11 protein-coding genes are annotated in these 13,315 nt (G+C 51.6%); 7 read left to right on the forward strand and 4 right to left on the reverse strand.

Features of this window, described 5'->3' with window-relative positions; genetic code table 11:
* Positions 1-43 precede the first annotated feature (43 nt).
* Genes fhuA through fhuB form a run of 4 tightly spaced genes read left to right on the forward strand, consistent with a single transcriptional unit; the run spans position 44 to position 6,001 of the window.
* Positions 44-2,275, forward strand: a complete 2,232-nt coding sequence (fhuA, locus tag M977_RS14620; protein WP_064516291.1) for a ferrichrome porin FhuA — start codon at positions 44-46, stop codon at positions 2,273-2,275.
* Between the two features lie 47 nt (positions 2,276-2,322).
* Complete coding sequence (fhuC, locus tag M977_RS14625) at positions 2,323-3,120, forward strand: Fe3+-hydroxamate ABC transporter ATP-binding protein FhuC (RefSeq protein WP_064516293.1); 798 nt, start codon at positions 2,323-2,325, stop codon at positions 3,118-3,120.
* The gene (gene fhuD, locus M977_RS14630) at positions 3,120-4,019 is read left to right on the forward strand and encodes a Fe(3+)-hydroxamate ABC transporter substrate-binding protein FhuD (RefSeq protein ID WP_064516295.1); all 900 of its coding nucleotides are present in this window, start codon (positions 3,120-3,122) and stop codon (positions 4,017-4,019) included. The genes fhuC and fhuD overlap by 1 nt, the downstream gene beginning before the upstream one ends.
* Positions 4,016-6,001, forward strand: coding sequence for a Fe(3+)-hydroxamate ABC transporter permease FhuB (fhuB, locus tag M977_RS14635; RefSeq protein WP_064516297.1), 1,986 nt, complete (start codon positions 4,016-4,018; stop codon positions 5,999-6,001). The genes fhuD and fhuB overlap by 4 nt, the downstream gene beginning before the upstream one ends.
* Positions 6,002-6,036: 35 nt before the next feature.
* Here fhuB and hemL read toward each other — a convergent pair whose 3' ends face one another.
* Positions 6,037-7,317 (reverse strand): glutamate-1-semialdehyde 2,1-aminomutase, encoded by a 1,281-nt coding sequence (hemL, locus tag M977_RS14640; protein WP_064516299.1) that lies wholly within the window; start codon positions 7,315-7,317, stop codon positions 6,037-6,039.
* A gap of 145 nt (positions 7,318-7,462) precedes the next feature.
* On the opposite strand from hemL, the gene clcA reads away from it, so the two are divergent.
* A complete protein-coding gene (gene clcA, locus M977_RS14645; protein WP_064516302.1) occupies positions 7,463-8,884 on the forward strand; it encodes a H(+)/Cl(-) exchange transporter ClcA in 1,422 nt (473 codons plus the stop codon).
* 82 nt (positions 8,885-8,966) lie between these two features.
* The gene (gene erpA, locus M977_RS14650) at positions 8,967-9,314 is read left to right on the forward strand and encodes an iron-sulfur cluster insertion protein ErpA (RefSeq protein ID WP_034460870.1); all 348 of its coding nucleotides are present in this window, start codon (positions 8,967-8,969) and stop codon (positions 9,312-9,314) included.
* Positions 9,315-9,499: 185 nt separating this feature from the next.
* Here the strand turns inward: erpA and M977_RS14655 are convergent, their stop codons facing one another.
* Genes M977_RS14655 through mtnN form a run of 3 tightly spaced genes read right to left on the reverse strand, consistent with a single transcriptional unit; the run spans position 9,500 to position 11,637 of the window.
* Positions 9,500-10,120 carry a TRIC cation channel family protein gene (locus M977_RS14655; protein ID WP_064516304.1) on the reverse strand — a complete coding sequence of 207 codons (621 nt, stop codon included), beginning with the start codon at positions 10,118-10,120 and terminating at the stop codon, positions 9,500-9,502.
* Positions 10,121-10,145: 25 nt separating this feature from the next.
* Complete coding sequence (gene btuF / locus M977_RS14660; protein WP_064516386.1) at positions 10,146-10,943, reverse strand: vitamin B12 ABC transporter substrate-binding protein BtuF; 798 nt, start codon at positions 10,941-10,943, stop codon at positions 10,146-10,148.
* A complete protein-coding gene (gene mtnN, locus M977_RS14665) occupies positions 10,939-11,637 on the reverse strand; it encodes a 5'-methylthioadenosine/S-adenosylhomocysteine nucleosidase (RefSeq protein WP_064516307.1) in 699 nt (232 codons plus the stop codon). The genes btuF and mtnN overlap by 5 nt, the downstream gene beginning before the upstream one ends.
* Positions 11,638-11,729: 92 nt before the next feature.
* Between mtnN and dgt the strand changes: the two genes are divergently transcribed.
* Complete coding sequence (dgt, locus tag M977_RS14670) at positions 11,730-13,244, forward strand: dGTPase (protein WP_064516309.1); 1,515 nt, start codon at positions 11,730-11,732, stop codon at positions 13,242-13,244.
* Positions 13,245-13,315 lie beyond the last annotated feature (71 nt).

A 13,315-nucleotide genomic window follows, 5' to 3' on the forward strand; every position in this document is an offset into this window, starting at 1 on the left:
CGTTTACGTTATCATTCGTCACTACTTCATCAGAGAAAAACCAATGGCGCGTTTAAGAACTGGACAACCAGTCAACACCTCAATCCGTAAACTTGCATTCTTTGTTGCGGCCGCCGTCAGTGGCGTGAGTGCATCAAGTTTTGCAGCAGACAACACAACCAGCAAAGAAGATACCATCACAGTTTCTGCCAGCGCTGCTGACGAAAGCGCGTGGGGTCCGTCTCCAACGATTGCGGCAAAACGCACCGCCACCGCGACCAAAACTGACACCCCGATTGAGAAGACTCCGCAGTCTATTTCAGTTGTGACTAATGAAGAGATGCAGACGCATCAATTCCAGTCGGTGAAAGAAGCGTTAGGTTACACACCAGGTGTTACGGTAAGCAGCCGTGGAGCTTCAAACACCTACGATTTCGTGATCATCCGTGGCTTTTCTTCTGTTGGCCTGAACCAGAATAACTATCTGGATGGCCTGAAAATGCAGGGTGATTTTTACAACGATGCAGTCATCGACCCATACATGCTAGAGCGCGTTGAACTGATGCGTGGCCCAACCTCAGTGTTGTACGGCAAAAGCAGCCCTGGCGGCATCGTTTCTATGGTGAGTAAGCGCCCAACCACAGAACCGCTTAAAGAAGTACAGTTCAAAATGGGCACTGACAGCCTGTTCCAGACTGGTTTTGATTTCAGTGATGCGCTGGATGACGATGGTGTTTACTCCTATCGATTGACCGGTGTTGCTCGCTCAGGTAACGAGCAACAGCAGAATTCTGAAGCGCAGCGTTATGCTATCGCACCATCTTTCTCATGGCGTCCGGATGACAAGACGAACTTCACCTTCTTGTCGTATTTCCAGAATGAGCCTGAAACCGGTTACTACGGCTGGCTGCCAAAAGAAGGTACGGTTGAACCATTGCCGGGGGGCGGCTATCTGCCAACCGACTTTAATGAAGGTGCGACCAATAACAGCTATTCCCGTAACCAAAAAATGGTCGGTTACAGCTTCGAACATGGCTTTAACGACACCTTCACCGTGCGTCAAAACCTACGTTTCTCTGAGATTAAAGTTGCACAGCAGAGTGCCTATGGTACTGGTTTGTGCAATAACGGTATGAATGCCTACAACGTTTATTGCCAGGCACTGACTCCAGAACAACGGGCCCACTATTTAGGTCGTGGCACAGTTGTTGACAATGAACGCCTGCAAAACTTTAGCGTTGATACCCAACTGCAAAGCAACTTTGCTACAGGTACTGTTGAACACACACTATTAACCGGTGTGGATTACTCGCGTATGCGTAATGACATCAGCGCCTTGTTTGGTAATGCTCCGCCACTGGATTTGAATAACCTGCCGCCTATGGAATCGGTTGATTTCGGCGATGCAGTGCCTTACCAGATGAACGAAAGTAAACAAACGGGTATCTACGTTCAGGATCAGGCTGAGTGGGATAAGTGGGTGCTGACATTGGGCGGTCGTTACGACTGGTCTAAGCAAGCCACAACTGTTCGCAGTGATAATGGTTACATCGACCGTGACGATAAGCAGTTTACCTGGCGTGGTGGTGTGAATTATCTGTTTGATAACGGTATTTCACCATATTTCAGCTACAGCCAGTCTTTCGAGCCTAATGCCTTTAGCTTGTACAGCACACCACGTGTTGCTTATGAACCTTCCAAAGGTGAGCAATACGAAGCCGGCGTGAAGTATGTGCCGAAAGATATGCCAGTCGTGATTACCGGTGCGGTTTATCAGTTGACCAAGTCCGATACGTTGATGGCTGACCCAACCAATGCCCTTAACCAAGTTCCAGCTGGTGAAGTGCGTGCTCGTGGTGTTGAATTGGAAGCCAAAGCGGCTATCAATGCCAATATCAATATGACTGCCTCTTATACCTACACTGACGCGGAATACACCAAAGATACCAACTTGAAAGGTAATACCCCTGCGCAAGTGCCAGAACATATGGCATCACTGTGGGGCGATTACACCTTCAACGATGGCGTGTTGAGTGGTTTGACGCTGGGTACTGGTGGCCGCTTTATCGGTTCTAGCTACGGTGACCCTGCGAATACCTTCAAAGTGGGAAGTGCTGCGGTATTGGATGCAGTGGTCAAATATGACCTGGGCCGCTTTGGTATGAATGGTTCAAGCATTGCGGTCAACGTGAATAACTTGCTTGATCGTGAATATGTAGCCAGTTGCTTCAATACCTACGGTTGCTTCTGGGGCGCTGAGCGTCAGGTTGTTGCGACTGCAACATTCCGCTTCTAAGTGTATTCGGGCACGGTTCGCCGTGCCCATCAACAAAGATGGCTACCATGCAGGACAAACTCGTTCATCCCGATACCACGTTTAGCCTCACTGACGTTACCTTCCGCGTACCCGGTCGCACGCTTCTCCATCCTCTGTCGATGACCTTTCCTGTAGGCAAAGTCACAGGCCTGATTGGCCACAACGGCTCGGGGAAATCGACACTGCTGAAAATGCTTGGTCGCCATCAGAAACCCTCTGATGGGGAAATCAGTCTCAACAATCAACCATTGGATAGCTGGAGCAGCAAGGAATTTGCGCGCAAAGTCGCGTACTTACCGCAACAACTCCCAGCGGCTGAAGGCATGACCGTGCGTGAGCTGGTGGCGATTGGTCGTTATCCGTGGCACGGCGCGTTGGGTCGTTTTGGCGTAGCGGACAGGGAATTGGTTGAAGAGGCCATCACTTTGGTCGGGCTGAAACCTTTTGCTCATCGTCTGGTGGACAGTCTTTCTGGCGGCGAACGCCAGCGTGCGTGGATTGCCATGCTGGTGGCGCAAGATAGCCGTTGCCTGTTGCTGGATGAACCGACTTCGGCGCTGGATATTGCCCACCAGGTTGATGTACTGGCGCTGATTCATCGTCTTAGCCAGGAACGTGGTTTGACGGTGATTGCCGTTCTGCACGATATCAATATGGCGGCGCGTTATTGCGACAACCTTGCAGCGCTGCGCGGTGGCGAAATGATTGCCCAGGGTAGCCCTGCTGAATTGATGCAAAGCGAAACGCTGGAACAGATTTACGGTATCCCAATGGGTATTCTGCCACATCCTGCGGGCGCGGCTCCGGTGAGCTTCGTTTACTGATGAGTGAGCTGATTAACCCTTTACTGAGCCGTCGCCAGTTGTTAACGGCACTGGCGCTCTCGCCGCTGTTGCTCAAAATGGGCAACGCTCATGCGGCGGCAATCGATCCGCAACGAATTGTTGCGCTGGAATGGCTACCTGTCGAATTGATGCTGGCGCTGGGCGTTAAGCCTTACGCGATGGCTGATATCAAAAATTATCAGGCTTGGGTCGGTGAACCGAAATTGCCCGATGGCATAATCGAAGTTGGTTTACGCACCGAACCCAATCTCGAACTGCTGACCCAATTAAAACCGTCACTGATTCTCTATTCCGCAGGCTACGGCCCGTCACCGGAAAAGATGTCGCGTATCGCGCCGGGTTTGGGTTTTAGTTTCAACGATGGTTCCGGGAAGCCGCTGACCGTTGCTCGTCAGTCACTGACAGAACTGGGTGAAAAATTAGGTATGCAGCAGGAAGCACGCGATCACTTGCTGAAATTTGATCAATTTATCGAGCAGATGAAACCCCGCTTTGCTTCCCGTGGGGATAAACCCGTTTTGCTGATGACATTGTTAGATTCCCGCCACGCGCTGGTTATTGGCAAAAACAGCCTGTTCCAACAGGTGATGGATTTGCTAGGCGTAAAAAATGCCTGGCAAGGTGAAACCAACTTCTGGGGCAGTGCGGTCGTTGGCCTTGAGCGCCTCGCCGAAGTTAAGGACGCCGATGTTATCTGCTTTGATCATAATAACGATGCTGAAATGGCCCGCGTAACCGCAACGCCATTGTGGAACTCGATGCCTTTTGTTCGTCAAAACCGCTTCCAACGCGTGCCGCCAGTATGGCTTTACGGCGCGACACTTTCCGCCATGAACTTCACCACTACGCTTGCTAAAGCCATAGGGAGCCAGACGTGAAACATCGTTATGCTTTGCTCCCCGCGCTGCTTTTATCCCTGCTGTTTGTTATTGCCTGCGCGCTGACGTTACACAACCTGAATGCACAGTTGCCTTCTGCGCAGTGGAGTGCGGCCTGGTGGCAGCCCAATATTGATGACATCAATCAGATGTTATTCCACTACAGTTTGCTACCGCGCTTTGCTATCTCTTTGTTAGTTGGGGCAGGGCTTGGATTAGTAGGTGTGCTATTCCAGCAAGTGTTACGAAACCCGCTTGCTGAGCCAACTACACTTGGTGTGGCAAGTGGCGCGCAACTCGGTATCACGGTTGCCACGCTGTGGGCGTTGCCCGGTGGGTTTGCCACACAACAGTTTGCCGCTCTGGTAGGGGCAGGCGTTGTGGGTTTACTGGTGTTTGGCGTTGCCTGGGGCAAGCGGTTATCTCCGGTCACGCTGATTCTCGCAGGGCTGGTACTGAGCCTTTACTGTGGAGCGGTAAACCAGCTGCTGGCTATTTTCCATCACGACCAGTTGCAGAACATGTTCCTGTGGAGCACTGGCTCGTTAAACCAACAAGACTGGGACATCGTTAACGGCCTGTGGCCACGTCTGGTCGGCGGTTTGTTATTAACACTGCTGTTGTTGCGCCCGCTAACGCTGATGGGGCTCGACGATGGTGTGGCACGTAACCTGGGGCTGGCACTTTCCATGGTGCGCCTCGCGACGCTGGTACTGGCGATTGCCATCAGTGCGCTGTTGGTTAATGCAGTCGGGATTATTGGTTTTATTGGCCTGTTCGCGCCGTTGCTGGCGAAAATGCTTGGGGCACGCCGCCTGGTTGCGCGTTTGTTCCTCGCACCGCTTATTGGCGCGTTGATATTGTGGCTGTCCGATCAATCCGTTATCTGGCTGACCAGCGCGTGGCGTGAGATTTCAACCGGTACGGTGACCGCTCTTATTGGAGCGCCGTTATTGCTGTGGTTACTGCCACGCTTACGTACTGTTGGCACACCAGCGATGAACCAGGGCGATAACGTTCCGAGCGAGCGCCAGCATCTGGCATGGTGGGTGTTAGTTGGTAGCGGTGTGTTAGCGTTGGTTCTTGTCACTGCGCTAACGCTTGGACGCGATGCGTATGGCTGGAACTGGGTAAGCGGTTCGTTATTCCATGAGTTATTACAGTGGCGTTGGCCACGTGTATTAGCTGCACTGACTGCGGGTATGATGCTGGCGGTTGCTGGCAGCGTTATCCAGCGTCTGACCGGTAATGCGATGGCAAGCCCCGAAGTGTTAGGTATCAGCTCTGGTGCGGCATTCGGCGTGGTGGTGATGCTGTTTATCGTACCTGGAAATGCATTCGGTTGGTTGTTCCCGGCCGGTAGCTTGGGTGCTGCGGTGACACTGTTGGTGATTATGGTGACGGCCAGTCGTGGCGGTTTTTCCCCGCAACGCATGTTACTTGCCGGGATGGCGCTGAGTACCGCGTTTACCATGTTGTTGATGTTGCTGATGGCGAGTGGTGATCCACGTATGGCTGGGATTCTGACGTGGATTTCTGGTTCAACCTATAACGTTACCGGTGACCAGGCTGTCAGAACGCTTATCCTGATGGTGATTTTGTTTGCCCTGACGCCGCTGTGCCGCCGCTGGTTAATGATTCTCCCGTTAGGTGGAGCAACTGCGCGCGCGATTGGTATGGCTCTGACACCATCACGCTTTGCGCTGCTTTTGCTGGCTGCAACCTTAACCGCCGCGGCAACTATGACCGTCGGCCCGCTGAGTTTTGTTGGCCTAATGGCACCACATATCGCGCGTATGCTCGGTTTCCGGCGTGCTATGCCGCAGTTGGTGATGTCGGCATTATTGGGTGGGATGCTGATGGTGGCGGCGGACTGGTGCGGAAGAATGATCCTCTTCCCGGATCAGGTGCCTGCTGGCTTGCTGGCGACTTTTATCGGCGCGCCTTATTTCATCTATTTGCTGCGTAAGCAGACGCGGTGATTAACACGCCCTCTTCACAGAAGAGGGCGTAAACATTACAGCTTCGCAAACACCCGACGCGCAGCGTCGATAGTCTTCTGAATATCTTCTTTCGAATGCGCAACTGACATAAAGCCTGCTTCAAATGCAGATGGTGCCAGGTAAACACCTTCTTCCAGCATCAGGTGGAAGAACTTCTTAAAGCGCTCGACATCACACGCCATCACGTCCTGGTAGCAAGTCACCGTTTCCGCATCAGTGAAGAACAAACCAAACATGCCGCCCACATTGTTCACGACCAGTGGAATATTTTCTTCTTTCGCTGCATGCAGCAAACCGTTTGCCAGCATTTCGGTCAGTTCGGTCAATGTCTGGTGAACGCCTGGTTGTGCGACTTCAGTCAGGCAAGCGTAGCCTGCCGCCATCGCAATTGGGTTACCGGAAAGCGTACCTGCCTGGTAAACCGGGCCAGTTGGTGCCAGCGCGTCCATAATTTCGCGACGACCGCCGAACGCACCTACCGGCATCCCGCCACCGATGATTTTGCCCAGACAAGTTAAGTCAGGTTCCACACCGTAGTAAGACTGGGCACCTGCCAGCGCGACACGGAAACCGGTCATCACTTCATCAATAATAAACAACGCACCAAACTCGTCGCACAGCGCACGCAGGCCTGGCAGGAAGTCATCGTTTGGCGGGATGCAGTTCATGTTGCCTGCAACGGGTTCAACGATAATGCAGGCAATATCTTGCGGATATTGCTCGAACGCGGCGCGAACGGAAGCGAGATCGTTATAGGTGCAGGTGAGGGTGTGTTTAGCGAAATCAGCCGGAACGCCCGGTGAGTTTGGCTGGCCGAGGGTCAGTGCGCCAGAACCGGCTTTCACCAGTAGGCAGTCAGCGTGGCCGTGGTAGCAGCCTTCGAATTTGATGATTTTATCGCGACCGGTAAAACCACGTGCCAGGCGAATGGCGCTCATGGTGGCTTCTGTGCCTGAGTTCACCATACGAACCATGTCCATGGTTGGAACCAGGTCGGTCACCAGCTCCGCCATTTTTACTTCCATCTCAGTTGGCGCGCCAAAGCTTAAACCACGTTCAACCGCCTCAATCACGGCATTACGAATTGCCGGGTGGTTGTGACCGAGAACCATTGGCCCCCATGAACCAACATAATCGATATAGGCTTTGCCGTCAGCGTCATACAGGTAAGCCCCGTCAGCGCGTTCGATAAACAGCGGCACACCGCCGACGCCAGTAAAAGCACGAACCGGCGAGTTAACTCCACCAGGAATGACTTTACGTGCTGCAGCGTACAGGTTTTCAGACTTACTCATGAATCGGCTCCAATTCGTGGATTCGTGGAAATAATGACTACACGCTATTCTAAGGGAAACATTCGAAGTTATGAAAGTTTTGCCCAAACGCGTCGAGAGAGTAGAATGCCCCCTCGATTTGTATTACCAATAAATGATTAGCCTAATGAATCACTCCCACCCCTCTTTTGAAGCACAGCAGGTTGTGCGCTTACGCAGGGGCGACATGGTGCGTCGCCTAATTCGACAGGATAAAACTCCCGTCGCTATTCTTTTCATGGCCGCGATAGTAGGGACGTTAGCCGGTTTGGTGGGTGTCGCTTTTGAAAAAGCGGTCACCTGGGTTCAACAAAATCGCCTCGCAATGCTGGCTCATGTGGCTGATCACAGCCTTATTGTCTGGCCGCTGGCATTCATTAGCTCAATGCTTTTGGCAATGATTGGCTACTATCTGGTGCGCCGTTTTGCGCCGGAAGCAGGGGGCTCTGGTATCCCTGAAATTGAAGGGGCACTGGAAGAGTTGCGTCCGGTGCGCTGGTGGCGTGTCATTCCAGTGAAGTTTATCGGCGGGATGGGGACGCTCGGTGCTGGCATGGTGCTCGGGCGCGAAGGGCCAACGGTGCAATTGGGTGGGAATATCGGCCGCATGGTGCTGGATATTTTCCGCCTGCGTGGTGCTGAAGCTCGCCATTCACTGTTAGCGACCGGTGCGGCTGCGGGTTTATCCGCTGCGTTTAATGCCCCATTGGCGGGGATTCTGTTCATCATTGAAGAGATGCGCCCGCAATTTCGCTACAACCTGATTTCGATAAAAGCCGTGTTTATCGGCGTGATTATGTCGAGCGTGGTGTTCCGTATTTTTAATGGTGAAAATGCGGTTATCGAAGTCGGCAAACTGGCTAACGCGCCGGTTAACACGCTGTGGTTGTATCTGGTGTTGGGGATGGTATTTGGCATCGTCGGCGTGTTCTTTAACGCGATGGTGTTCCGTACCCAGGATATGTTCCAGCGCCTTCACGGCGGCAATCTGAAAAAATGGGTGATTATTGGTGGCTTGCTGGGCGGTATTTGCGGGATTCTTGGTCTTATCCAACCTGCAGCGGCCGGTGGCGGTTTTAATCTTATCCCCATTGCAGCCGCAGGCAATTACACCCTTGGCATGCTGCTGTTTATCTTTATTGCTCGTGTGATTACCACGTTGCTATGTTTTGCATCCGGTGCACCTGGTGGGATTTTTGCACCAATGCTAGCTTTGGGTACATTACTTGGCACGGCATTTGGTATCGCGAGTGCGGCCTGGTTCCCGGCCTATCATCTTGAAGTTGGGACATTTGCCATCGCCGGAATGGGGGCGTTGTTTGCCGCATCAGTGCGTGCGCCATTGACCGGAATTGTGTTGGTTCTGGAAATGACTGACAATTACCAGCTCATTCTGCCAATGATTATTACCTGCCTTGGCGCGACACTATTGGCACAATTCCTGGGTGGGAAACCGCTATACTCCTCGATTCTCGCGCGTACGCTCGCCAAACAGGAAGCGGAAAAGCAGAACAAAGAACAGCAAACCCCTGCCGGGGAGAATACTTGAACGATTTACTCGGGTATTAGATAATGACCCCCAAAGGCTGGGTTAAACTTTACCCGACTTCTTATTTCGTTGGGAGCAAATGATGAGTGATGACGTAGCAGTGCTGCCGTTGCAGTTTACCGAAGCAGCAGCCAATAAAGTAAAAAACCTGATCGCGGATGAAGAGAACCCGAATCTGAAACTGCGCGTTTACATCACCGGTGGTGGTTGCAGCGGTTTCCAGTATGGTTTTACCTTTGACGATCAGATTAATGACGGCGATATGACTATCGAGAAGCAAGGCGTTGCGCTGGTAGTTGACCCAATGAGCCTGCAATATCTGGTAGGCGGTGCGGTGGATTACACTGAAGGTCTGGAAGGTTCGCGCTTTGTTGTGACCAACCCGAATGCGAAAAGTACCTGTGGTTGTGGTTCTTCGTTCAGCGTTTAAGCTTTCATACTTCAAGCTGCAGATGCGTCGACTGCACCCGTTCGCCCCAGTCACATAGTTTTCTATGCTCCTGGGACTCACGACTTTGTCTACTTTCTGCAACTCGAATTATTCGGTTTAAATGGTTAGTTATAAAAATTCTTGTAGGCCGGATAAGCGAAAGCGTCATCCGGCTTTTTTATTCTCTATTGTCTGTCATCGAGTGCAAACGTTGGCAATTTGAGATGCCAACGAATGGCGGCCAGACGGATTGCGAGGGTGACGACCATGCCAATCATGCTCGCCTGTTCCAGTGGAACGTGGAAGGTGTAATACGCAGTGGCATGTACAATTCCGCCTGCAATACACGCCGTGGCATAGATTTCGGTACGCAGGATCATCGGGATTTCACGCGCTAAAACGTCACGAATAATCCCACCGCCAACACCGGTCAACACGCCCATGCAGATGGCAATCAGTGGGCTTGCGCCCGCCAGAAATGCTTTATTCACCCCAATACCGACAAACACCGCAAGTCCCACGGCATCGAGCACTGGTAAAATCCATTTTGGTAGCCGACGCGGTTGTCGAATCAACACAATAGTCAGCATACAGGTGACCATTGCGACCACTAAGTCGGTTGGGTCTTTAACCCAAAATACCGGGCCATTATCCAGTGCCATATCGCGAATAGTTCCGCCGCCAACCGCTGTCACTACGCCAAGAACCAGAACACCAAACGGGTCCATACGTAGTTTACCTGCCAGCAGTACGCCGGATATTGCAAAGACGGCTGTGCCAATGATGTCCAGCCAATAGACGAGCATGTGGGTGTTATCCTCATAGAAAAGGTTATTTTTCTGCCAGCTCCTCACAGAGCTGTTTTGCGGCGAGGATAATACGTGGGCCTGAGCGACTAAACCAGTCATCATTCACTGCAATAACCGGAATTTTTAGCTGGGTATTCCAAAATTGTTCAACCGGAGGGATTTGCGTTTCATCGCCGGTGATAATAATAGCCTGTGGGTGGCGGCTTAGCACCTGTTCACGACTCACTTGCGGCCAGGGAACCCGGCTATCAGCGAAGATATTTTGCCCTGCGCATACTTCCAGAATTTCGTTCTGAATTGAACCACTTCCTGACGTAAATAGCGGCTGCTGGCCGAACTGGAGAAACACTTTTTTCTTCGGGTGCTGAGAATAGTGCGCTTTCAAATCGGCAAACTCTTTTGCCAGTTTATCTGCGGCGTTGTGGGCCGTTTGGGGTGTCGGGCTGTATTGGCTCAATTGACGCAATGCCGCAACCACACCTTCGACCGTTGCCGGATCAAGCCAGACAACTTTAATACCCAATGCTTTTAGTTGGTTGACCTGGCGCTCAGCATTTCCACCACGCCAGGCAAGAACCACATCAGGTTTAAGCGCCACGATACGCTCGAGATTCATCCCCTGCCAGTTCGAGACTTGCTCAAGCTTTTTGGCGGCTTCCGGATAGTCTGACCAGGCGCTGACCGCTACTGGCGTGATACCAGCCGCAAATGCCAGTTCAGTATTGCTCGGCGATAATGAGATAACCCGCGGCGCGGCATTTAGCCACGCCGGGAGACAACACAGAAGCGCGGTGATGCCGCGCCAAAAGTTCTTATTAATCACGAGCCAGTTTCTGCACCAGGTTTTCAACCATCAGCGTGGACTGCTTCGCCGCAACAGCTAAGAACTCTTCGAAGCTCAGATGGGATTGCTGATCGGCAACATCAGAGATCGCGCGCACCACGACAAACGGGGTACCGAAGTTATGGCAAACGTGCGCAACTGCTGTCGCTTCCATTTCCACAGCAACCGCCTGTGGGAAGTTATGGCGGATTTTTGCCAGTGCCACAGAACCGTTAATAAACGCATCACCACTAACAACCAAACCGCGCACGGCGTTCAGGTTCAGCTCGGCAATGCACTCTTCAGCCGCGGCAATCAGTTTGGCGTCAGCAGCAAAACCTGCTGGGCAACCTGGCAATTGGCCATATTCATAGCCAAAAGCGGTAACGTCTGCGTCGTGGTAACGCACTTCATCAGAAACCACGATATCGCCAACTTTAAGTGTGGATGCAAGACCACCTGCAGAACCGGTGTTGATCACTACATCTGGTTTGCAATGCTCAAGCAGGAGAGTTGCACCCATTGCAGCTGCGACTTTGCCAATACCTGATTTCAGCAAAGCTACTTCAACGCCATTCAGGGAGCCGGTGTAAATTTCACACCCTGCAAGCTTCAGAGTCTGACGGCTTTCAATTTTGTCACGCAGCAGCGTAACTTCTTCTTCCATTGCACCAATGATGCCTACTTTCATAGTGATTCTCGCTAAAGTGTTAAATTACCTTCATAGTCTATCATGGCTGGCATCAAGGAATTAATCCGCTGTTAAAAGGCGCAGGAGAGGGCATGAGTGAAATAGATTTCCGTAAGAAAATTAACTGGCACCGCCGTTTCCGCTCTCCTGAAGGGCTGAAGAACGAACATGAAATCCTGCGTATTTTTGAAAGCGATCGCGGGAGAATCGTTAACTCTCCGGCAATTCGCCGTTTGCAGCAGAAAACACAAGTTTTCCCTCTGGAGCGTAATGCCTCTGTTCGCACACGTTTGACTCACTCGATGGAGGTTCAGCAAGTCGGCCGCTACATCGCCAAAGAAGTGCTGAGCCGCCTTAAGGAGGAGCAGGATCTTGAGCGCTTTGGGCTGCATGAGCTCACCGGCCCGTTTGAAAGCATCGTTGAAATGGCCTGCCTGATGCATGACATCGGCAACCCACCGTTCGGTCATTTTGGTGAGTCAGCTATTAATGACTGGTTCCGCCAGCGTTTATTCCCAACAGATGCCGGAAGCCAGCCGCGCAGCGACGATCGTTGCCGGGTTGAAGCTTTACGCCTGCGTGAAGGTGAAGATCAACTGAATGGCTTGCGCCACAAGGTGCGCCAGGATCTTTGTCAGTTCGAAGGCAATGCGCAGGGCATTCGCCTGGTACATAGTCTATTGCGTATGAATCTGACCTGGGCGCAGGTTGGTTGCATTCTCAAATATACGCGCCCGGCCTGGTTTGTTGGCGAGCCGCCAAAAAGCCACGCTTATCTGATGAAAAAACCTGGCTTCTATCTTTCGGAAGAGTCGTACATTGCCCGTTTGCGTACGGAGCTTGAACTGGGTGAATACAGCCGTTTCCCACTGACATGGATAATGGAAGCTGCGGATGATATTTCATACTGTGTGGCGGATCTGGAAGATGCGGTTGAGAAGCGCATTTTCAGCGTTGAACAACTTTATCAGCACTTATGTGATGCCTGGGGCGAGCATAGCAAAGGCGATCTGTTTGAGCATGTAGTGGATGAGGCCTGGGAGAAATCCCGTTCAAATCAGATGCGCCGCAGTACCGAAGATCAGTTCTTTATGTATCTGCGCGTCAATACGTTAAACCAGTTGGTGCCTTATGCCGCTCAACGTTTTATCGATAATATCAGCGATATATTTAGCGGCGAGTTCAATCACGCACTACTAGAAGATGACAGCCCCTTTGCGCGCCTGCTGGAGCTATATAAGCAGGTTGCATTTAAACATGTATTTAGTCACCCAGAAGTTGAGCAACTTGAGTTACAAGGTTATCGCGTTATCAGTGGCTTACTTGAAATTTACAGTCCATTACTCAATATATCAGTTGAGGATTTTGCTGAACTGGTGGAGAAAGAAAGTTTACGTCGTCTGCCGATTGAAACTCGATTGTTCCACAAATTATCGACAAAACATAGACTTGCGTATATTGAAGCCGTCAGTGATTTGACGCCGTCAGCCAGTGATTTCCCAGTATGGGAATATTATTACCGCTGTCGTCTAATTCAGGATTATATCAGCGGAATGACGGACTTATTCGCCTGGGATGAGTATCGGCGCCTGATGGCGGTGGAATAAGTTGCTCATTGAGTTTTGTAAAGACGGACAATAAATTTTTACTTTTTCCAGTGACTTATCGGCGGAACTTA

It is taken from the genome of Buttiauxella gaviniae ATCC 51604 (assembly GCF_001654835.1).
Taxonomy (GTDB): domain Bacteria; phylum Pseudomonadota; class Gammaproteobacteria; order Enterobacterales; family Enterobacteriaceae; genus Buttiauxella; species Buttiauxella gaviniae.

Bases quoted from the DNA above. Each gene is read 5' to 3' on its own strand.
- fhuA (WP_064516291.1), top strand. From the start codon at position 44: ATGGCGCGTTTAAGAACTGGACAACCAGTCAACACCTCAATCCGTAAA.
- fhuC (WP_064516293.1), top strand. From the start codon at position 2,323: ATGCAGGACAAACTCGTTCATCCCGATACCACGTTTAGCCTCACTGAC.
- fhuD (WP_064516295.1), top strand. From the start codon at position 3,120: ATGAGTGAGCTGATTAACCCTTTACTGAGCCGTCGCCAGTTGTTAACG.
- hemL (WP_064516299.1), bottom strand. From the start codon at position 7,317: ATGAGTAAGTCTGAAAACCTGTACGCTGCAGCACGTAAAGTCATTCCT.
- clcA (WP_064516302.1), top strand. From the start codon at position 7,463: ATGAATCACTCCCACCCCTCTTTTGAAGCACAGCAGGTTGTGCGCTTA.
- erpA (WP_034460870.1), top strand. From the start codon at position 8,967: ATGAGTGATGACGTAGCAGTGCTGCCGTTGCAGTTTACCGAAGCAGCA.
- M977_RS14655 (WP_064516304.1), bottom strand. From the start codon at position 10,120: ATGCTCGTCTATTGGCTGGACATCATTGGCACAGCCGTCTTTGCAATA.
- mtnN (WP_064516307.1), bottom strand. From the start codon at position 11,637: ATGAAAGTAGGCATCATTGGTGCAATGGAAGAAGAAGTTACGCTGCTG.
- dgt (WP_064516309.1), top strand. From the start codon at position 11,730: ATGAGTGAAATAGATTTCCGTAAGAAAATTAACTGGCACCGCCGTTTC.